General features: G+C 72.7%; 14 protein-coding genes, 5 tRNA genes and 1 riboswitch. Of the genes, 11 read left to right on the forward strand and 8 right to left on the reverse strand.

The annotated features are described in order from the left end of the window. Positions 1-183: 183 nt before the first annotated feature. The 4 genes from ACZ4Z5_RS04665 to ACZ4Z5_RS04680 all read right to left on the reverse strand — a co-directional run bounded on the left by ACZ4Z5_RS04665 (position 184) and on the right by ACZ4Z5_RS04680 (position 2,091). A tRNA-Phe gene (locus ACZ4Z5_RS04665) sits at positions 184-257 on the reverse strand. 22 nt (positions 258-279) lie between these two features. Next, positions 280-354 (reverse strand) — tRNA-Asp (locus ACZ4Z5_RS04670). 38 nt (positions 355-392) lie between these two features. Further along, positions 393-465, reverse strand: a tRNA-Glu gene (locus ACZ4Z5_RS04675). A gap of 90 nt (positions 466-555) precedes the next feature. Then, complete coding sequence (locus ACZ4Z5_RS04680; protein WP_468256653.1) at positions 556-2,091, reverse strand: metallophosphoesterase family protein; 1,536 nt, start codon at positions 2,089-2,091, stop codon at positions 556-558. A 114-nt stretch (positions 2,092-2,205) separates the two neighbouring features. Here ACZ4Z5_RS04680 and ACZ4Z5_RS04685 point away from each other — a divergent pair, with 114 nt between their 5' ends. The 11 genes from ACZ4Z5_RS04685 to ACZ4Z5_RS04735 all read left to right on the forward strand — a co-directional run bounded on the left by ACZ4Z5_RS04685 (position 2,206) and on the right by ACZ4Z5_RS04735 (position 13,921). Continuing rightward, positions 2,206-2,559, forward strand: coding sequence for a metallopeptidase family protein (locus ACZ4Z5_RS04685; protein WP_468256534.1), 354 nt, complete (start codon positions 2,206-2,208; stop codon positions 2,557-2,559). Next, positions 2,556-3,146: a fluoride efflux transporter FluC gene (locus tag ACZ4Z5_RS04690; protein ID WP_468256537.1), complete on the forward strand. Its 591-nt coding sequence runs from the start codon at positions 2,556-2,558 to the stop codon at positions 3,144-3,146. Before ACZ4Z5_RS04685 ends, ACZ4Z5_RS04690 begins: the two co-directional genes overlap by 4 nt. Beyond that, complete coding sequence (locus ACZ4Z5_RS04695) at positions 3,143-3,505, forward strand: fluoride efflux transporter FluC (RefSeq protein ID WP_468256539.1); 363 nt, start codon at positions 3,143-3,145, stop codon at positions 3,503-3,505. The genes ACZ4Z5_RS04690 and ACZ4Z5_RS04695 overlap by 4 nt, the downstream gene beginning before the upstream one ends. 551 nt (positions 3,506-4,056) lie before the next feature. Then, the gene (locus tag ACZ4Z5_RS04700) at positions 4,057-4,440 is read left to right on the forward strand and encodes a hypothetical protein (protein WP_468256541.1); all 384 of its coding nucleotides are present in this window, start codon (positions 4,057-4,059) and stop codon (positions 4,438-4,440) included. A gap of 713 nt (positions 4,441-5,153) precedes the next feature. Further along, positions 5,154-7,343 (forward strand): DEAD/DEAH box helicase, encoded by a 2,190-nt coding sequence (locus ACZ4Z5_RS04705; protein WP_468256544.1) that lies wholly within the window; start codon positions 5,154-5,156, stop codon positions 7,341-7,343. Positions 7,344-7,686: 343 nt separating this feature from the next. Then, positions 7,687-8,280 (forward strand): FG-GAP repeat domain-containing protein, encoded by a 594-nt coding sequence (locus ACZ4Z5_RS04710; protein WP_468256546.1) that lies wholly within the window; start codon positions 7,687-7,689, stop codon positions 8,278-8,280. A gap of 197 nt (positions 8,281-8,477) precedes the next feature. Then, a tRNA-Lys gene (locus ACZ4Z5_RS04715) sits at positions 8,478-8,553 on the forward strand. A gap of 531 nt (positions 8,554-9,084) precedes the next feature. Beyond that, entirely contained in the window at positions 9,085-10,710 is a 1,626-nt protein-coding gene (locus ACZ4Z5_RS04720) for a hypothetical protein (protein WP_468256549.1), read from the forward strand. 68 nt (positions 10,711-10,778) lie between these two features. Next, positions 10,779-10,852 (forward strand) — tRNA-Met (locus tag ACZ4Z5_RS04725). Positions 10,853-11,036: 184 nt separating this feature from the next. After that, positions 11,037-12,431 carry a PP2C family protein-serine/threonine phosphatase gene (locus tag ACZ4Z5_RS04730; RefSeq protein WP_468256552.1) on the forward strand — a complete coding sequence of 465 codons (1,395 nt, stop codon included), beginning with the start codon at positions 11,037-11,039 and terminating at the stop codon, positions 12,429-12,431. A gap of 290 nt (positions 12,432-12,721) precedes the next feature. Further along, positions 12,722-12,858: riboswitch (cyclic di-AMP (ydaO/yuaA leader) on the forward strand. Between the two features lie 10 nt (positions 12,859-12,868). Continuing rightward, positions 12,869-13,921, forward strand: a complete 1,053-nt coding sequence (locus tag ACZ4Z5_RS04735; RefSeq protein WP_468256554.1) for a M23 family metallopeptidase — start codon at positions 12,869-12,871, stop codon at positions 13,919-13,921. A gap of 219 nt (positions 13,922-14,140) precedes the next feature. Here ACZ4Z5_RS04735 and ACZ4Z5_RS04740 read toward each other — a convergent pair whose 3' ends face one another. From ACZ4Z5_RS04740 to ACZ4Z5_RS04755, 4 genes are all read right to left on the reverse strand, one after another. Beyond that, the gene (locus tag ACZ4Z5_RS04740; RefSeq protein WP_468256556.1) at positions 14,141-15,706 is read right to left on the reverse strand and encodes a PrsW family intramembrane metalloprotease; all 1,566 of its coding nucleotides are present in this window, start codon (positions 15,704-15,706) and stop codon (positions 14,141-14,143) included. A 125-nt stretch (positions 15,707-15,831) separates the two neighbouring features. Further along, a complete protein-coding gene (gene trmB / locus ACZ4Z5_RS04745; protein WP_468256656.1) occupies positions 15,832-16,569 on the reverse strand; it encodes a tRNA (guanosine(46)-N7)-methyltransferase TrmB in 738 nt (245 codons plus the stop codon). Positions 16,570-16,827: 258 nt separating this feature from the next. After that, the gene (gene lhgO, locus ACZ4Z5_RS04750) at positions 16,828-18,036 is read right to left on the reverse strand and encodes an L-2-hydroxyglutarate oxidase (RefSeq protein WP_468256559.1); all 1,209 of its coding nucleotides are present in this window, start codon (positions 18,034-18,036) and stop codon (positions 16,828-16,830) included. Between the two features lie 131 nt (positions 18,037-18,167). Further along, positions 18,168-19,604: an MFS transporter gene (locus tag ACZ4Z5_RS04755; protein ID WP_468256562.1), complete on the reverse strand. Its 1,437-nt coding sequence runs from the start codon at positions 19,602-19,604 to the stop codon at positions 18,168-18,170. Between the last annotated feature and the right edge of the window lie 578 nt (positions 19,605-20,182).

Consider the following 20,182-nt stretch of genomic DNA (forward strand, 5'->3'; position numbering starts at 1 on the left):
TGACGGGAGGGGCCGGGCTCCGTCGCACTTGCCTGGGCCTGGCCGCCGGCGGGTGCTCCGGCCCGCGCCGGAGCACCCGCCGGGTACCGGCCGGTCCCGTTGGCGTACCGGTTGGCGCACCCGTCACGAAAACACCCCCTCCGGATCACTCCGAAGGGGGTGTTTGCCCTGGTAGGGCGGTTGTGGCTGGGGCCGGGGTCGAACCGGCGACCTTCCGCTTTTCAGGCGGACGCTCGTACCAACTGAGCTACCCAGCCACGCAGCTCTTGCGAGCTGCAGCGGTCCTGACGGGATTTGAACCCGCGGCCTCCACCTTGACAGGGTGGCGAGCACTCCAAACTGCTCCACAGGACCAAGCTTTGCGCGAGAGCCAGTCTCGCACAGGTGTTGCGTGCCCCCAACGGGATTCGAACCCGTGCTACCGCCTTGAAAGGGCGGCGTCCTAGGCCGCTAGACGATGAGGGCTAGTGCCTGCCTGGGCGCTTCTCAGCGCGTCGGGGACGTGAGAAGCATATGGGATGGGGGGACGGTTCGCCAAAACGGTTTCCGGGAGGGTCACCGGCGGACCTTCTCGGGCTCGGTCAGATGGCGGCTGACCTCGGCGGTCGTGTGGCCGAGACCGCCGAGGGTGATCTCGTCCCAGGCCTGGAGGCGCCTGGTGTTCCGGTCGAGGTAGAGGACGGAGGCACGGACCTTCTCCGGCTGCTCGTTCTGGACCGCGCGCAGCCCGCCGCCGCCCGTGGAGCCCTCGACCTTCAGCCGGGTGCCGTAGGGCAGCAGCTCGTTCTCCCGGTGGTGGACATGACCGGCGAGGACGAGTGGCACCTCGCCGTCGGTCTGCCGGGCGGCCAGCGGGTTGTGGGCCACCGCGACGTCCACCGGGGTGCCGGCCGCCTTCTGGTCGCGGAGCGCAGAGGCGAGGCGGAGGCCCGCCATGCGTTCGGCGCCGTCGCCGAGGGGCCGTACCGAGCGGTCGGGCGTGAACTGGGGATCGCCCATGCCGGCGATGCGCAGCCCCGCGACCGTGACCGGGCGGCCCTCGTCGAGGACGTGCACGTTCTTCAGGCGTGCGAGGTAACCCTGGGTGGTGGGGGAGTCGTGGTTGCCGCGCACCCACACATAGGGCGCGCCGAGATGCGGGATCGGGTCGAGGAAGACGTTCTCGGCGGCGCTGCCGTGGTCCATGGTGTCCCCGGAGTCGATGATCACGTCGATGTCGTACTGCTGCACGAGCGAGGCGACGATGTGCCAGGCGGCCGGGTTGAGGTGGATGTCCGAGACGTGCAGCACCCGCATCGTGGCCGGGTCCGGTTTGTACGCGGGGAGCGTCGACGTGGCGTCGTACAGCTTGGTCACGTTGGTGACCAGGCGCGCCAACTCCTTCTGGTAGACGTCGAAGTCGGTCACGATGGACCGCGCGTTGCCGACCACGGACGGAGCGGACGTCAGCAGTCCGGAGAACTTGGGCTCCAGCACGGACGACGGGTTCCAGGTGGCGTAGGCGCTCACTCCGGAAGCCGTGAGCAGCGCCAGCGCGAGTCCGCCGGCGGCCAGCGCGCGGCGCGGCCGGCGGTAGACGACGAGTCCGAGCGCGGTGGCGCCGGAGACCACGGCGACGCCCGAGCGGACGGCGAGCTCGCGGGTGCCGGCCAGTACGTCGCCGGTGATCTCCTGCTGGAGGCCGGAGATCCGTTCGGGGTGTTCGACGAGGGCCTGGGAACGCTCCGGGTCGAGCTGGTCGACGTCGACGTCGAGCCGGATCGGCGCGGTGTGGGAGTCCAGTTCCAGTGCGCCGAGCGGTGACACGTTGATCTTCGTGCCGCCGGAGACCGAGGGCCGCAGCGTCATCGTCGTGTCCATCGGCCCGACAGGGGTGCGGACGTTCCCCACGACCAGCAGTCCGAGCCAGGCACCGACCAGGACGACGGCGGACAGACCGAGGGCGCTTTCGAGCGGACGACCGGGAGGACGCCGGGGAGGGACTCCGTGAAGGCGCCGGGGAAGCGGGCCGTGGGGACGAGCGGGCAGGCGTGGGACGAGGCGTCGGAGAGCACGGCGGAGGGAACGCGTTCGTCCTTCGGCGGTGTCCATCCGTCGCGTATGCCCGTATGCGGGCGGTTCCATGCCGCCCACCCGGGCGGAGGGTGCGGCGGCGTCCGGTGCCCGGAGGGCCCGCGATCGACGGCGGTGCCCGACAATGGCGGGGTGCTGGAGATGACGCGCGAGGAGTTCGAGGAACTGGTCGCCGAGGCGCTGGACCGTATCCCGCCGGAGCTGACGCGGCTGATGGACAACGTCGCGGTGTTCGTCGAGGACGAACCGGAGGATCCGTCCGACCCCGACCTGCTCGGCCTCTACGAGGGAACGCCCCTGACCGACCGCGGAGAGTGGTACGCGGGCGTGCTGCCGGACCGGATCACCATCTACCGGGGGCCGACGCTGCGGATGTGCGAGAGCCGCGAGGACGTCGTGGCAGAGACCGAGATCACCGTCGTGCACGAGATCGCGCACCACTTCGGCATCGACGACGAGCGACTGCACGCCCTGGGTTACGGATGAGCGGACCGTCCGAGCCCGTCCAGCCGACGGAGCCGACCGACCAGCCCGCCGACCGGCCCGCCGACGCTGCGTGTGCCGCCCGGCGATCGCCCCGGCCTGCCTTCGGGACAGCGTTCCCGGACCGCTCGGCCGGAGCGATCGACCCCGATGTCGACCTGCACGTCCCCGCGCAGCGGGCCGAGACGGCGGGCCGCGCCAAGTGGCCGCTGCTCGCAGCCGTCTCGGCAGGTGGCATGGCCGGCGCCTGCGGGCGGTACGCGCTCTCGTCGGCCTGGCCGTCCGTGTGGGCGACGGTCTGCGTCAACGTGCTGGGCTGCGCGCTCATCGGAGTGCTGATGGTGCTGGTCGGCGAGGGCGGCCGGGACCGCACCGTGCATCCGCTGCTGCGTCCCTTCCTCGGGGTCGGGGTGCTCGGCGGTTTCACGACCTTCTCGACGTACGCCCTCGACGTGACCCGGCTGCTCGAGCGGGGTGCGGCCGGCCTCGCGGCGGCCTACGCGGCAGGCACGCTCGTGGGTGCGCTCGGCGCGGTGTGGCTGGCGGTTTCGGTGACCCGCGCAGCCGTGGTCCGGGTGACGGCGCGGTGATCTGGCTGCTGGTGGCCCTGGGCGCGGCGGTCGGCGCGCCGCTGCGGTATCTGATGGACCGTGCGGTCCAGGCGCGGCACGATGCGGTGTTTCCCTGGGGGACGCTCGTCGTCAACATGACGGGGAGCCTCGTACTGGGCGGACTCGCCGGCGCGGCGGTGTCCTCCGGCACGTACGCGCTGTGGGCCACGGGGCTGTGCGGCGCCCTCTCGACCTACTCGACGTTCTCCTACGAGACCCTGCGCCTGGCCGAAACGGGACGGCCCTTCCTGGCGGCGGCGAACGTGACGACCTCCTTCCTGGCCGGACTGGGCGCGGTGTTCCTCGGATCGGAGACGGTGCAGGCGCTGGTGGCGTAGCGCCCTGGCGGGTGCGGTCCGGATCGTCGTGGGCGCGGTGGCTGCGGTGGCGGCGTGGTCGTGGGTGCGGCGACGGGTGCGGTCGTGGGTCCGGGCGGGGGTGCGGCCGTCGGCGGGGCCGGGGCCCGGTGGGTCGGTGGGTCCGGGTGGCCGGCGGTCCTGCGGGCCTGGGGACGGTCCGGTCCGCGCGGTGGGTGCCGGGTCGGGCGTGTCCCCGGCGGGTCCGGGGGAGTTGGGCACGGTGCCCCGCCCGTACGCCCTCGCCATGCCCCGGAGGTGCCACTGTGCGCCAGTTGCCCGCTTCTGTCCGCCTGCCCGCCCGTGGCCGGCTACGGACACCCGTACGACTGGCCGCCGCGGCCATGGCGGCGCTCGCCGCCACAGGCTGCATGAGCGTCACGGACGACGACGGGAAACCCGCGCCCTCCTCGTCCTCGGGGCGACGTGACACGGTCGCCGAACCGGACGGAGGTGCCGCGGCGCCAGGCATGGCTCCGCGTCATGTGGAGGGACGGAGCGCCGAGCCCGCCACATCCGGGGATCCGAGCGGCATGTCGCAGAGCGCAAGCGGGACGGCGTCGCCGTCCGGCTCGGCCGCCGCGCCGGCCAAGGGCGGGGGCGGCGGGAAGGGGAGCGGGGGCCTCGGGAGCCCGCAGCCCGGGCCGCAGGAACCCGGGCCGACGAGCGGCGGAGGAGCGGGCGGGCCCGGTGGCAGCAGCAGTGGCGGCAACGGGCCCACCGACCCGCCGCCTGCTCCGGAGCCGCCCGAGACGCCCACCCCCACGCCCACCCCGCCGGAACCGGAGCCGACCGAACCGCCGCCCTCCGCGTCACCGGCCGCGGACTTCCACGGTGGTGCGATATACCGCTCGCACGCGGGCGGGACGGGCATGCTCAAGGAGCCGGTCGCGTCGCCGCAGGTGGGGCCGGCGTAGAGGCGGCAGTCCGGAGGAGGCCTGCCGTGGCCCGGGCGGAGGCCGCGGGAGCGCACGCGGCGTATGTGCGGTGTACGCGGCGTGCTCGGACTCGGGTTCGGTGCGTGCGCCGGCGGTGCGAGAGGAGTGCGCCGGGGCGCGGCGTGCGCGGTGGGGCGGCCGGGCTCGGCGCGGGACGTGCTGCTCCCCCGGTCCGAGACCACCGGTCACGTGCGGTGCGCGGACAGGCCTGCGGCCCGCTCCTGCCAAGGCGGTCGTGGCCCCGCTCCACCTTCGCGGCTCGTCGTGCGCGGGTCGGGTGGCCCGCCTGGCCGCCCGGGTGGCGTGGCTCCGTGAGCCTTCGCGGATCTTCGTGTCCCGGCTGGGTGGACTGCGTCGGCCTGCCCGGGTGGCCGCCGGCCGCCTCTGCCTTCGCGGAGTTTCGCGCCACGGCGCGGTGGCCCCGCCCCCGGCCCGCCCCGTCCGTCTCCTTTCGCCCCGTCGCCACGCGCTTCCCGTGACGCCCACCACGGTTTGCGCAGCGGGTTTGCCAGCGGAGGGTGGGAGTGCGTATGGTGGTAGATCGTTTGATCCCATTTGCCCGGCGCCAGAACCCTAGCGCGCCGCGTGTGGCGCGTACTCTCCCTTGCCGTGGCTGACCGCATCGAGGCGGTCGAATTGCGAATCACGGAGTTTGGGCGCGTGCCGAGACTCCGGAAGGTTTCGCAGTTCGCATGTCTGTTTCCAGCACCGATCAGTCCGTCATGCCCGAGAACGAGCTCGTCGAGGCGGTCGAGTCCGCCCTGGAGGAGCCCGGTTCCGCCGAGCAGGCCCCGCAGGTCACCTTCGGTGACCTCGGCCTCCCCGAGGGCGTCGTCCGCAAGCTCGCCCAGAACGGGGTGACCACCCCCTTCCCGATCCAGGCGGCGACCATCCCGGACGCCCTGGCCGGCAAGGACATCCTGGGCCGCGGCCGTACCGGCTCCGGCAAGACCCTCTCCTTCGGCCTGCCGCTGCTCGCCACGCTGGCCGGCGGCCACACGGAGAAGAAGCACCCCCGCGGTGTGATCCTCGTCCCCACCCGTGAGCTCGCGATGCAGGTCGCCGACGCCCTCCAGCCGTACGGCGACGTGCTCGGCCTGAAGATGAAGGTCGTCTGCGGCGGTACGTCCATGGGCAACCAGATCTACGCCCTGGAGCGCGGCGTCGACATCCTCGTCGCCACCCCCGGCCGACTGCGCGACATCATCAACCGCGGCGCCTGCTCGCTCGACAGCGTGCAGATCGCGGTCCTCGACGAGGCCGACCAGATGGCCGACCTGGGCTTCCTCCCCGAGGTCACCGAGCTGCTCGACCAGGTCCCCGAGGTCGGTCAGCGCATGCTGTTCTCCGCCACCCTGGAGGACGAGATCGGCACGCTCGTCGAGCGCTACCTGAACGACCCGGTCACGCACGAGGTCGACCCGTCCGCCGGCGCGGTCACCACCATGACCCACCACGTCCTCGTCGTGAAGCCGAAGGACAAGGCGCCGGTCACGGCCGCCATCGCCGCCCGCAAGGGCCGCACGATCATCTTCGTCCGCACCCAGCTCGGCGCGGACCGCGTCGCCGAGCAGCTGCGCGACGCCGGCGTGAAGTCCGATGCGCTGCACGGCGGCATGACCCAGGGCGCCCGTACCCGCACCCTGGCCGACTTCAAGGACGGCTACGTCAACGTCCTCGTCGCCACCGACGTCGCCGCCCGCGGCATCCACGTCGACGGCATCGACCTCGTCCTGAACGTGGACCCGGCCGGTGACCACAAGGACTACCTGCACCGTTCCGGCCGTACCGCCCGGGCCGGCCAGTCCGGCACGGTCGTCTCGCTGGCCCTGCCGCACCAGCGCCGCCAGATCTTCCGCCTCATGGAGGACGCGGGCGTGGACGCCTCCCGGCACATCGTGGGCGGCGCCGGCGCGTTCGACCCCGAGGTCGCCGAGATCACCGGTGCCCGTTCGCTGACCGAAGTCCAGGCCGACTCCGCGAACAACGCCGCGAAGCAGGCGGAGCGCGAGGTCGCGGAGCTCACCAAGCAGCTGGAGCGCATGCAGCGGCGGGCCACGGAGCTCCGCGAGGAGGCCGACCGCCTGGTCGCACGCGCCGCCCGTGAGCGCGGCGAGGACCCGGAGACCGCCGTCGCCGAGGTCGTCGCCGAGGCCGCGGAGGCCGTCGCCACCGAGGCGGAGGTCTCCGTTCCGGACACGGCCCCGGCCGTGGAGGAGCGCCGGGAGCGCCGCGACGAGCGGGGCAACTTCGAGCGCCGTGAGCGCGGCGGGTTCGACCGGGACCGCGACCGTGACCGTCGTGACGACCGTGGCGGCTTCCGCCGTGACGAGCGTCGCGACAACGACCGTCCGTTCAACCGCGACCGTCGTGACGACCGCGGTGGCTTCGAGCGTCGTGACGACCGTGGCGGCTTCCGCCGTGACGAGCGTCGCGACAACGACCGTCCGTTCAACCGCGACCGCGACCGCGACCGTGGCTTCCAGCGCCGCGACGACCGTCGTGACGAGCGCCCCTTCAACCGTGACCGTCGTGACGACCGTGGCGGCTTCCGCCGTGACGAGCGGCGCGACAACGACCGTCCGTTCAACCGTGACGAGCGTCGCGACAACGACCGTCCGTTCAACCGCGACCGTCGTGACGACCGCGGTGGCTTCGAGCGTCGTGACGACCGTGGCGGCTTCCGCCGCGACCACCGTGGCGCCGGCGACCGTCCGTTCAACCGCGACCGTCGTGATGACCGTCCCGCGGGCGGCGGCTTCCGCCGGGACCACGGCCACGACCGCCCGTTCGGCCGCCGTGACGACCACCGCGGCCACGGCTCGTCCTTCGGCGGCGGCGGCCGTCGCGACGACAAGCCCCGCTGGAAGCGCAACGGCTGACATCTCCTGACATCTGCACGGCAAGCGGGCCCTACCGGGGAAGAAATCCCTGGTAGGGCCCGTTTTGCTGATCTGTGCGGCCAAGCCGGGGGCTGTTACGATGCCCGCGCACTCCAGGAGATCCAGGCGGACGACGCCTGTTGGAGCGGCCGCGACCGCAGACGGGAACCCATCGGATTCCCGCGCTCCTCGGAACGCAGACGACCGGCTGACCGGACCGGACACCCTCCACGTACGCGACCGGGACCGGTTCGACGGGCCCGAGAGGACGCTGTCCCTCCCCTGGGCGTCCACCCAGCTCCGGGGAGCCGCGTTCGTCGGCGACTCCCTCGTCGTCAGGGACATGACGGGTGACCGGTGCAACGACGCGTTCGTCCGGAAGGCGAACGGCGAACTCTGGCTGTACGAGCCGAAGTGCGGTGCGTCCACGGCACTGCCGACCTCGCCGTCGAAGCGGGTCGGCACCGGGTGGACGGGATACACGTTCGTCAGCAGCGGTGACCTGAACGGCGACGGCATCGCCGACCTGCTGGCCCGGAAGGACGCGACCGGCGAACTCTTCCGGTACGCGGGGACCGCGGCTGGTGGTCTGGCCAAGCCCGTGAAGATCGGTTCGGGCTGGGGCGGCTACACCCTCATCGGCACGGGCGACCTGAACGGCGACGGGAAGAACGACCTGCTGGGCCGGGACGCCCTGGGCCGCCTGAACCGGTATGACGGGACGGGCGCAGGAACTCTCGGCACGCGTACGCAGATCGGCACCGGCTGGGGCGGCTACACGATGGTCGGGGTAGGGGACCTCAGCGGCGACGGGAAGAACGACGTCCTGGGCCGCGACTCCACCGGTCGGCTGTACCGCTACGACGGCACTGGCACCGGCACGCTGGGCGCCCGCACACAGATCGGCAGCGGCTGGCAGGGACTGAACCTGTACTGACCGGCGCGCCGGTTCTGCGGGCGATGCGAAGGTCCGCGCCTCCTCGGGACGGCGCGGACCCGTCGAGTCCGGCACGCCGTCCCCGGCGGCCCGAGCGGCGGCGCGGACGGCCGCACCGGTCGTCCGACATGACCGGGCCGCCGATACCCGATCGGCAGCCCGGCTCGCTCCCGCTATGCTCAGGGGTGACTTGCCGAGGGCCGTTAGCTCAATTGGCAGAGCAGCGGACTTTTAATCCGTTGGTTGTGGGTTCGAGTCCCACACGGCCTACCACTGGCAGCGACCGGGGAAACAACCCCTTGACCTGCAACGCAGCGCCCCGACCGGTTTCGACCGGCCGGGGCGCCGTGCCGTTCGGAACCCGTGCGCCCGTCGGTCGTCACGGTGCCGGCAGCCGTCGGAACGGCGGAGTTCGCGTCCGCAGGGCTGCCTGGTGGAGACCACCGGCCCGGGTCGTCGCAGCGACAACGACCTTTGAGGGGGCGGGCCTTGTCGACGTCGTCCAGGTCCCCTTCCGGTCCACGGGTGTGGGAGGCACCCGCCTGACCTGCCGGGATGTGTCCGAACGGGTCGCGGGCGGTCGCGATGCCCGGTCGTTCGGGGTGTGGGGTGGGTCGGGTTGCGAGGCGTTACGACGTTCCGGACGGGCCGGGGGCGATTGATCAGGCGTGAGGCAGGTGTGAAGATAGGGGGCGACGCGAGCCGCCGGGCAGGGAGACGACCACTCCACCGGGGCCCGGTGTGAATGTCGTAGAGCCTGGGGCGTGGGGTGCCGCGGGCCTTTCTTTGGGGGGGAGTCCGAGGATGGCTGCTCGTATGCGTACCGCGGTCGCTGTTGCCGTGTCCGTGGTCGGTGCCGCGATCGTGCCCGGGGCCGCTCAGGCCGCCGTGCAGCCGGCGGAGGGGCCCGTGAAGGCGCCGCTCGCCTTCGAGGTCGGCGCTCCGCAGCCCGCAGGCCCGCTGGGACGGGGCAAGGGCACCACTTCGTTCACTTTCACCGTGAAGAACACCTCCGACGAGGACGAGAAGTTCAGCGGCAGCGTGCGCGGCACCTCCGACGGCCCGAGCCCGCTGAGCGAGGATCAGGTGGACTTCGCCGTCGAGGCGTTGGAGAAGACCCCTCCGACCGAAGTGACGGAGGCGCAGGACGGCGTGGCCTTCCTGGGACTCTTCCAGCCGAAGCAGGCCAAGGCTACGGGCGGGGGCGCCCAGGGCGAGAAGCCGGCCCAGGGCGAGAAGCCGGCCCAGGGCGAGAAGGCCACCCAGGGCGAGAAGGCCGAGAAGCCCGGGAAGGACGCCCCGCCCGCTCCGCCCGCAGCGCCGGCCGGGGAACCGCGGAGCCTGAAGGACTCCGACCCCGTCAAGGCGGCCAGGACCTCCGCGGTGTCGCAGACGCTGCGGAGCCCGAAGAACTCCGGCACGCCGCTCGGCACTGCCGTCTCCGGGGCCTCCGTCGCGTCCGGTACGGCGGGAACGTCCAAGCCGGCCGGGAAGGACGGCGAGGCGGGAGCCGAGGGCGCCGGGACCGAGGCGAAGAACGCCCGCAAGGCCCCCGCTCCGGTGCCCTTCGTCGTGCCTGCCAAGTCGTCGTTCACCTGGAAGGTGACCGTCGGTCTGGGCAAGAACTACCCCACCAACAACGGCAATCTGCGCCTCACGTTCGCAGCCCCCGCCGGGCAGGTGCAGAACCCCGAGGCCGGGCGCGTGACCTTCCAGGCCGACCCCGCCCTGAAGTCCGGCGGGCTCGGCGTCTGGTTCGGCGAGGGCCCCGAGGGCGTCGTGCGTCCCGGTGAGCGGCGCACGATGACGCTGTCCCTCCAGCCGCGGGGCGAAGGCCGCTTCGACACGGGCCTCGCCACCACCCTGTACGTCGAACAGGACAAGAAGGCCCCGGCCGCGCCGCGCCTCGTGGTCGAACTCCTCCAGCAGGGCGAGTGGCGGAAGCTGGAGTACTCCGGCCGTAACGTCTGGCGGCTCCCGGAGGTCCCCGAGGGCTTCGGCGACCGCGCGGTGCACAGCTTCCCGCTGCGCATCGGCGTGACGAGCCCGGTCGGCGCCACGAAGAACGTTCCGCTGAGGCTGCACGCGAAGGTCGCGCTGACGTCCGGCAACACGCACCCGTTCGCCTCGGATTCCCGTGTCGTCCTGGTCGGGCCGAAGCCGCACCCCGCGGTCCCGTCCCCGAAGCCGTCGAGCAGCGCCTCCCCGTCGGCGACGCCGAGCCCCACCCCGTCGGTGTCCACGGGGACGACGACCACGTCGACCGTCACGACCACGGGCGGGACCACGACGACCTCGAACGGCTCCCTCGCGAGCACGGGATCGTCCGGGACCGTGGCCATGGCGGCCGGTGCCGCGGGCCTGGTGGCCGTCGGCGGCGCACTCGCCTGGGCCGGTGCCCGGCGGCGCCGCGGCAGCCAGGAGGGCTGATCCGCACGGAGCCCGCGGAAAAGGTGGCGCGCACCGGTCCGAAGATGGCGTAAGGTTGTGCCTACCGACGCGGGGTGGAGCAGCTCGGTAGCTCGCTGGGCTCATAACCCAGAGGTCGCAGGTTCAAATCCTGTCCCCGCTACTGATGATCACGAGGCCCGGATCCATGAGGATCCGGGCCCTCGTGCGTACAGGGGCGGCACAGAGGCTCGGACGGCAGGGGCACGGACGCAGGGCCACCGACGGGTAGTCCGGATGGCCGAGGCCCGCTCGTCGTTCGGCGCGGCTCCGGCCACTCCGGACGCGGCGCGGTACCGTCCGCAGCCGTGGGCGGACTGGGCAGGAACGACGGGAACGACCTGAACGACGACAGGAGGAACCCCGACGACGGCGAGGGCCCGAGCGGGCGGAACGGCCGCGGAAAGGGTCCGGGCGGCGGCGCGCCGGAGAACACGCGGCGTGGGTCGGCCCTCCACGGGACGGTCAGCCCACAGGCCGCCGACCGCCCCGCGGCCGCCGACCGTTCCCGGGCAACCGGCCACGCGACCGGTGCGACCGGTGCGGCCGGCGGTGCGACCGGCAGCGACCCCTCCGATGACGGTGACGGTTCCCGTCGTGGCGCCGGGCGCTTCGTCCGGGCCCTCCCCGTCCTCCTCATCGTCGCGGGCATCGTCATCGACCTCGCCACCCCGGCCGAAGTCACCGCCGCCCCCTTCTTCTCCGCCGCTCCGCTGATCGCGGCACCGTTCTTCTCGTTCCTCGTCACGGTCGTCACCGGCGTGACCTCGGTGCTCGCCGTGCTGCTGCTGGCCTTCCTGCACGGTCCGGAAGCCCGCGCGGAGTGGGCGACGGAGCTGTCGACCGTGGTGACGGTGGCGGTGCTCGCCATGGTGATCAACCGGGTGGTGCGGCGCAGCGGGGAGCGGCTGGCCTCGGCACGGGTGATCGCGGAGACGGCCCAGCGGGCGGTGCTGCCGACCCCGCTCGACCGGATCGGCGGACTCCGGGTCGCCGCGCGGTACGAGGCGGCGCAGGAGGACGCGTTCATCGGGGGTGATCTGTACGCGGTGCAGGACACCCCCTTCGGGGTGCGGCTGGTCCTGGGGGACGTACGGGGCAAGGGCATGGAGGCGGTGGCGGCGGTGGCCGTCCTCATCGGCGCGTTCCGGGAGGCCGCGGCGCGGGAGAGCAGCCTCGACGCGGTGGCGCGCCGGCTCGAGCAGGCGCTCGGCCGGGAGGGCACGCGACGGTCCAGGACCGAGGAGGCCGAGGGTTTCGCCACGGCCGTCCTGGCGGAGATCCCGCCGGGCGGGTCCGTCGTACGCCTGGTGAACCGCGGGCATCCGGAGCCGCTGATGCTCCACGCGGACGGGACGCTGACCGTGCTGGCGCCCACCGAGCCGGCGCTGCCACTGGGAATGTCGGAGCTGGTCTCCTGGTCGGGCCGGACGGACGAGACACCCTTTCCACCTGGTTCGACGCTTTTGTTCTACACGGACGGCCTGTCGGAGGCCCGGGACGAGCGGGGGGACTTCTACGATCCGCAGGCCCGGCTGGCCGACCGGACCTTCGACGGACCGCAGGACCTCCTCGACGTCCTCGTCGGCGATGTGAACCAGTACACAGGCGGCAATTCGACGGACGACATGGCGCTGCTGGCGGTGGCGAGCCCGGCGGAACAGCGGCCGGACCGGGGCAGGGCGATCCCCGCAGCCCCATGACGTCCGTGGTGCCGCAGTTGCTGGTGCGCAGCCACCCCCGCCCCGCATCGTTGCCACGCTCCGTAATCGCGTGGCACCCGTGCGCATAACAATTGATGCACCGTCAGGAACTGGCGGGGTGGATGCGCAACTGAATTACCGTCAACTCGACCGCATCTGAGAGTGTATGTCCGGATAAGTTCAGGCCCAAGCTCTTAACGATCACTGGGAAGCGCTTGGAATCGGACCCCGCTGTCTATTAACGTTCGATAACGCAGCGCGGTCGTCCCAGCCGTCGCCGGACGGCACCGTGCGCACATGCGCCGAATCCCGCAAGGGAACCGGGGAACCACCAACTTGGGGTGAATCGGGCGCCTTTCGAGGCCCGTAGGAGACCTTCCTGCTCCGAACCCGTCAGCTAACCCGGTAGGCGAAGGGAAGGAAAGGAGCGCGCCTTCGTGGCGTCCAACAGGCCTGCCGAAGCCCCCACGGCTCTCGCCGGTTCCGCGTCCCTCGCATCCGTCTACGGGACCGGCCCGGCCGAGAACGAGACGTGGGAGGAGTGGAACCCCTCCGCGGAGACCGTCAGGCCCGTCCGCGGCAGGCACCGGGTCGCCAAGCAGCGCGGCGGTCTGGCCCGCAGCTCCACAGTCCTCGGCGTCGGTGTGATCGCGGCCGTCGGCGCGGGTGGCCTCGCCACCGCGCAGGACAAGCCCCCGGTCTCCATCTCGCTGCCCGACCTCCCGGACGCCGAGTCCATTCCGGGCATCGGCTCCCTGCTCGAGGACGACAGCAAGGCGGCACCCAAGCCGGACGAGGTCGTCGCCGCCACCCCGTTCACCTCCGCCGGAGTCACCGACGCGGACATCAAGCAGGGCAGCACCGACGCCGGTGAGGCACTGCGCGCCCGGATCCTCCAGCAGGCCGAGCAGCAGCAGGCAAGCGCGGAGGCCGCGGCCGCCGAGGCCGCGGAGAAGGCCGCCGCCGACAAGGCCGCAGCCGAGTCCAAGGCGAAGCAGGAAGCAGCGGCGAAGAAGGCCGCCGAGGAGAAGGCGGCCGCCGAGAAGGCCGCTGCGGAGAAGGCCGAGGCCGAGCGTCTCGCCAAGCTCGCGGCGAGCTACTCGCTGCCCACCTCCTCGTACACGATCACCTCCACCTACGGTCAGTCCGGGTCCATGTGGTCCTCCGGCTACCACACCGGACTGGACTTCGCCGCCCCGACCGGTACGCCGGTCAAGGCCGTGCACGGCGGTACGATCAAGTCGGCCGGCTGGTCCGGCGCCTACGGCTACCGGATCGTGCTCGAGCTCAGCGACGGCACGGAGATCTGGTACTGCCACCTGTCCTCCATGACCGTCACCTCCGGCCAGGTCTCCACCGGCCAGACCATCGGCCGCGTCGGCGCGACCGGCAATGTCACCGGCCCGCACCTCCACATGGAGGTCAAGTCGTCCGGCGGCAGCACCCTGGACCCGATGGCCTGGATGCGCAGCAAGGGCCTCACCCCCTGATCCGTACGCACTGAGCCCCGCCCTCGAACCCCGGCAGCCCTGGCGCACTCCCCCCGACGCCTGGGCTGCCGGTCTTTTCGTCCCCGGATCCTCCGTCGTCCCCGGATCCTCCGTCGTCCCCGGATCCTCGGTCGTCCCGGGCTTGTCGGTTGTCCCGGGCTTTTCGGTACTCCGGCCGCGTCTGAGCGGCACCCCCACTCCGGCCCGCAGGTGCGGACGTCAGTCCCGCAGATACGGATTCCCTCCCGGGTGGCCGTGCGGTACCGGGTGCGGTGCCGGGTTCCGGTAGGGGCCCGGATGTGACGGGCCCTGGTGGGGGAACGGGCCCGGATGTGACGCGCCCTGGTCGGGGAACGGGCCCGGCGCCTGTCCTGCCTGCCACGGTGCGTACCGGCCGGGCACCGGCTGGGAGTAGGGCGCGGGCCGGGCGTACGGCGCCGGCCGGCCATGGGGCGCCGGGAACGCGGGCGGGAGCGACCCCGGGAACACGACCCGGCCCGAGGCCTGCGCCGCGTACGCCAGTGCCGGGCCGGCGACGTTCCTGCGGTGCCACAGGTGGTGCAGCAGTTCCTGCTCCCTGGCCGTGAAGTCCGGGCCCGGAGACTCCCGGCGCGCCCGGTGCCGCAGGAACGCCAGCGCCGTCGCGCACGCCTCGTACTCGCCGACCGCGTTCGCCGCCGCCGTGCCGCCGTACGTGCGGGCCGCGAAGGCACGCGCCATGGAGCGCGCCCGCATCGAGGACAGCGCGAGCGGCTCCAGAGGACCGAGCCAGCCGGCCAGCGCGTAGGCGGGCAGTTCCCCTCCGATCGTGCGCAGTTCACGCTGCCGGGTCCACACCGCCAGCCAGGTCAGCAGACCGAACGCCGGCACCATGAAGGCCAGGTAGACGATGGAGAACCCGAACGGGCCGAACACCGTGGAGCCGTTCCACAGCGCGTGCATGCCCATCGCCATCAGCAGCCCGAGCACCGGCGTCGCGTACTTGCGCAGCCGCCGTCCCCTGGCCGCCCGCGCCGCCAGACCGAAGCCGATGCCGGTCAGCGCGGTGAACAACGGATGCGCGAACGGCGACATCACGATCCGCACGAAGAAGGTGGCCGCCGTGACCGACGCCAGTCCCGAGCTGCCCGCCTCCTGGTCCTCGCCGAACGCGCTTCCCAGATACAGGATGTTCTCGGTGAAGGCGAAGCCGGTGGCGGTGAATCCGGCGAACACCACGCCGTCGACCACACCCGTGAAGTCCCGTCTGCGCAGCAGGAACAGCAGCAGCACGGCAGCCGCCTTGGCGCTCTCCTCGACGACCGGGGCGACGACCGTCGCCCCCAGCGTGTTCGCCCCGGCCGGGTCGGCGGTGGCCGTCGCTATCCACTGCGTGGCAAAGCTGTTCGCGATGATCGCCACCAGCGCCGCGGCGAACGCGCCCCACGCGAACGCGAAGACGAGATTGCCCCAGGGGCCGGGCTCCACCCGGTCCAGCCAGCGGAACGCCGCCAGCAGCAGCGGCAGCGGCAGGACGGCGAGGCCCAGCCCGACGAGGAAGCCCTCGGTGCCGGTCTCCTCGCGGACCATCGCCAGGATCACCAGCGCGGACAGGGCGAGCAGGACGACCACACCGCCCACGCGCACCGTCCTGCTGCGCCAGAACGCCGGGCGTGGCCGGTACCGCCACTGGGCGCGCGCCGGGACGGCGTCGAACCGCGGCTGCTCGGCGCATGCCGGAACCGCAGGGCTCGCAAGGTACCCGGCCGTCGGGCTCGGCTGGTGCTGCGGGGGAGAGTCGGACATCTGACGACCCTAACGAGCCGACCCTGTGCGTGCGACGCCGTATCCGGAGCCCGGGTACCGTATCCGCGGTCCAGAGCCGGGGAGTTGGGTCGTCGATACGTTCCCGCAGGAGCCGCGGACGCGTCTCAGCGGCGGCTGAACAGGAGGTCGTGGACGATGTGGCCCTTGTCGAGTCCCTGGCCCTCGAAACGGGTCAGCGGCCGGAAACCGGGCCGGGGCGCGTAGCCGCCGCCTTCGTGGGTGTTCTCGAAGTCGGGATGTGCGCCGAGGACCTCGAGCATCTGCTCGGCGTACGGCTCCCAGTCCGTGGCGCAGTGGATCACGCCGCCCGGCTTCATCCGGGTCGCGGCGAGCGTCAGGAACTCCGGCTGGATCAGCCGCCGCTTGTGATGCCGCTTCTTCGGCCACGGGTCCGGGAAGTACACACGGATCCCGTCGAGGGACCCGGGCGCGAGCATCTCCCGCAGCAGGATGATCGCGTCACCGTTCGCCACCCGGACGTTGGTCAGACCGTTCCGGTCGGCGAGACCGAGGAGGTTGCCCTGTCCCGGGGTGTGCACGTCGACCGCGAGGATTCCGGTCCCGGGGTCCGCGGCGGCCATCTGCGCGGTCGCCTCGCCCATGCCGAAGCCGATCTCCAGGACCACGGGCAGCCCGTCGAACATCTCGCCGAGGTCGAGTCGGTGCATCCCGTCGATGTCCAGGCCCCACCGCGACCAGAGCCGCGCGAGGGCGTCGGCCTGGCCCGCCGTCACCCGGCTGCGCCGCGGCTGGAAGCTCCGGATGCGGCGCTCGTGGTGCGACCCCGCGGGGTCGGCGGCAGGCCCGCCCGGAAAGCGCGGGGTGCCCTTCGGGCGGGGCACGAGTTTCTCGGCGAGTTTCTCGACGCGGGGGTTCTTGAGCTCAGACACAGTGGCTTCGATTCTACGTCCCCGCGGAGCGTACGGGCCGGGCCCGTCCTCCGGGCCGCGCTTGCCCAGGCCGTGGCCCGTGGCCTGGCGTTCCCGTCCTCCGGGCCGCGCTTGCCCAGGCCTGCCCCGGAGTCCTGGTCCGGTGCCCGCCCCGTTCCCGGGGTCCGGCCTCCCCGCCTCCTCCCGGCCCCTCGCCTGGCGGCAGGTTTCTCACACAGGCACGGCGATAGCCGAGAGCGCGCGGCGGGCGATCTCCCGTCCGATGGGCAGGGACGCGGTCGCGGCGGGTGACGGGGCGTTCAGGACGTGGATCGTGCGGGGGCCCTCCTGGATCAGGAAGTCGTCCGCGAGCGTGCCGTCCCGTAGAACGGCCTGCGCACGGACCCCGGACGGGGCGCGGCGCAGATCGTCCTCCGTGACGTCCGGCAGCATCCGCCGGACCGCCTCCGCGAACGCCCGCTTCGACAGCGACCGGTGGAGTTCCCCGGCTCCGTACCGCCAGTGGCGGCGGGCGATCCGCCACGCACCGGGCCAGGCGAGCGTCCCGGCCAGCTCACGGGGGCGGACCGTGCCCCAGCCGTATCCCTCGCGGGCCAGGGCGGGCACCGCGTTCGGCCCGACGTGGACCCCGCCGTCGATGCCCTTCGTCAGATGGACCCCCAGGAAGGGGAACGCCGGGTCCGGCACCGGATAGACCAGGCCGCGGACCAGTTCGGGTCTCTCCAGTTCGTAGTACTCCCCACGGAACGGAACGATCCGCATCCGGGGGTCGTCGCCCGCCATCCGGGCCACCCGGTCGCAGTGCAGACCCGCGCAGTTCACCAGGACGCGGCCGCGGACCACGGTCCCGTCCGCCGTGCGCACGGCGACCCCGTCACCCCGCCGGGACACCGCCGCCGCCTCCGCGCCGTAGAGGATCTCGGTGCCCGCCGCGGCCGCCGTCTCGGCGAGACGGGCCGCCACCGCGCCGTAGTCGCACACCCCGGTCGTACCGACATGGATCGCGGCGATCCCGCGTACCCGCGGTTCGTACTCGGCGATCTGGGCGGGGCCCAGCTCCCGCACCGGGATGCCGTTGCTCCTGCCGCGCTGCACCAGCGCGTGCAGCCGCGGCAGCTCGGACCGCTCGGTGGCCACGATCAGCTTGCCCGTGATCGCGCAGGGCACGTCGTACTCCGTGCAGAACGCGGACATCTCGGCCGCACCGCGCACCGCGTACCGGGCCTTCAGGGAACCGGGGCGGTAGTAGATCCCGCTGTGGATGACGCCGCTGTTCCGGCCCGTCTGGTGCCGGGCAGGTCCGGGCTCCTTCTCCAGCACGACCACACGCGTGCCGGGGGCGGAGCGCGTGATCGCATGCGCAGCCGACAGGCCGACGATGCCGCCGCCGATCACCAGCACATCGCAGTCGCGTGTCACCAGCACCACTCCTCCCACCCCAGATAGTGCACTGGCCCACTGACATCGGCACCAAACCAGGCCCGTGGCGGGGGTGCGGTGCGTCACGTCCCGGGCACGGACAGCATGCCTGTGCAGGCGTGACGCGTACCCTACGCGGGTGCCACGAGCAGCGGACGGGCCCGCTCCCGCAGCTCGGCGACCCGAGGCTCGTTCCCGTAGGGCTCCAGCCGGTGCAGCAGATCCCGTACGTACTCCGTCGTACGCGCCGACGAGATCCGGCCGGCGACCTCCACCGCACGCGTTCCCTGCGCACAGGCCGCGTCCAGGTTGCCCGACTCCAGCTCGGCGACCGCACTGACCACCAGCCGCAGCCCGTGCGAGCGGACGAACTCCTCCGTGGGACGCGACAGCGCCTGCTCGGTGAAGCGGCGCACCTGCCGGGGCGCCTTCAGGTCCCGGTAGCACTCGGCCGCGTCCGCCGCGAACCGGTCGTACGAGTAGAAGCCCAGCCAGGTCGGGTCGGCGTCCCCCTCCCGGGACCGCTCCAGCCACGCCTCCGCCGCCTTCAGCGCCCCGCCGGCGGCCTGGGCGTCCCCCGCCTTCGCGTGCGCGCGGGCCTCGACGAGGCGGAAGAAGCTCATGGTACGGGCGGTGGCCAGGCTGCGGTTCCGTTCGACGGCCGCCTGGGCGAGGTCCACGCCCTCGTCGGCGAAGCCCCGGTAGGTGGCCTGGAGCGACATGGATGCCAGGACGTACCCGCCCAGCGGGACGTCCGCGGCCGCACGGGCGAGCCGCAGCGCCTGGATGTAGTAGCGCTGCGCCGCCTCCTGCTGGCCGGTGTCGAAGGCCATCCAGCCCGCGAGCCGGGTCAGCTCGGCCGTCGCGCCGAACAGTCCGCGCCCCACCTCGTCCGAGTACGAGCCGAGCAGCAGCGGCGCCGCGTCGACCCGTAAGCACTCCGGGACCATATGGGAACGCCAGTCGCCGCCGCCGTACTTGGAGTCCCAGCGGCGGGCGTCCTCCGCGGCCTCGCGGAGCTTGGCCACATCGCTGTGGCCGACCCTCTGCGGCGGCGTGTCGGCCGGGGACGCGGTGCCGGCCGCCGGTGCCTCCCGGGCGACCGAGGCGTCGGCAGGTGTTATCAGCCAACGGGAGGCCGGTGTGGCGTAGGCGCTGACGGCGAACGATCCGGCCAGCGAGTTCCAGATGCCGCCGCTGCCCGCACGACGGCCGGCCAGATCCAGCCGGTACAGGTCGGTGGCGTTCTTCACCGCCTCGCCGACGTCACGGGCGAAGGCCAGACCCACCTCCGGCGCCGGATCGGCGTCCGCCAGACCGATCTCGTGGAGCGGCACCGGGCGGCCCAGCTTGGCGCCGATCGCCGCCGCGATGAGATGGGGTGCCGCACCCTGCGGGACCATGCCCTTGGACACCCACCGGGCGACCGACGTCTTGTCGTAGCGCAGGGTCAGGCCGCGCTGGGCGCCCAGGTCGTTGACCCTGCGCGCCAGGCCGGCGTTGCTGATTCCCGCGAGGGCGAGGAGGGTGCCGAGCTTCTCGTTCGGCCCGCGTTGCTCCCTGGTCATAGCCACCCCTCGACACCCGGACGGCCGCCGCGGCCCGTGCGGCCCCGCGGCGTTCGTGCTGTGCTGGCCCGGGGAGGCCCCCCGGCCCCCGGGCGGCCCGGCGAGTGCAAACCCGTCTGGCCGGACCCCCCGGAATATGCGTCCGGAGGGCAAGCACCGGTGAACCCAGCGTAGTTCGCCGCATCCCTACCGTTAAGGGGCCAACTTCCCTATGGCGGGATTGTTTTCCGTACCGGGGCACGACCACGCACGGACGTGCCCCCGCCGTGTGGCCGTGCGCCCGTTCGTGCGCCGTGGTCCAGGCCACCGGGGAACGCTTCCATGGGTGGTGCGTGGGTCGGCCTGCTGCACTGAAGCCAGTGGGCTGGGGGATGCCGCCGCCTCAATCCCCGCGGGCGGCGGACCGGTCCGGGGGGCGGACCACGCCTCCCGGACCGAGAAGAGAAGCCCCCGACGCATCGGGGGCCAGTACACGGCGAGTCGGCAGAATGGCCGAATGTCATCCGTCCGCCGTGGTAGTCATCCGGCCATTGCCGGAGGCGAGTTCCCTTTTCGCGCGCGCTACCCGTAGCGCCTCC

The organism is Streptomyces sp. NPDC030222, from assembly GCF_055573115.1.

What these genes read in the sequence shown, in the direction of transcription:
- ACZ4Z5_RS04680 (WP_468256653.1), bottom strand. Translation starts at nt 2,091, where the DNA reads ATGGACACCGCCGAAGGACGAACGCGTTCCCTCCGCCGTGCTCTCCGA.
- ACZ4Z5_RS04690 (WP_468256537.1), top strand. Translation starts at nt 2,556, where the DNA reads ATGAGCGGACCGTCCGAGCCCGTCCAGCCGACGGAGCCGACCGACCAG.
- ACZ4Z5_RS04700 (WP_468256541.1), top strand. Translation starts at nt 4,057, where the DNA reads ATGTCGCAGAGCGCAAGCGGGACGGCGTCGCCGTCCGGCTCGGCCGCC.
- ACZ4Z5_RS04705 (WP_468256544.1), top strand. Translation starts at nt 5,154, where the DNA reads ATGTCTGTTTCCAGCACCGATCAGTCCGTCATGCCCGAGAACGAGCTC.
- ACZ4Z5_RS04710 (WP_468256546.1), top strand. Translation starts at nt 7,687, where the DNA reads ATGACGGGTGACCGGTGCAACGACGCGTTCGTCCGGAAGGCGAACGGC.
- ACZ4Z5_RS04720 (WP_468256549.1), top strand. Translation starts at nt 9,085, where the DNA reads ATGGCTGCTCGTATGCGTACCGCGGTCGCTGTTGCCGTGTCCGTGGTC.
- ACZ4Z5_RS04740 (WP_468256556.1), bottom strand. Translation starts at nt 15,706, where the DNA reads ATGTCCGACTCTCCCCCGCAGCACCAGCCGAGCCCGACGGCCGGGTAC.
- ACZ4Z5_RS04755 (WP_468256562.1), bottom strand. Translation starts at nt 19,604, where the DNA reads ATGACCAGGGAGCAACGCGGGCCGAACGAGAAGCTCGGCACCCTCCTC.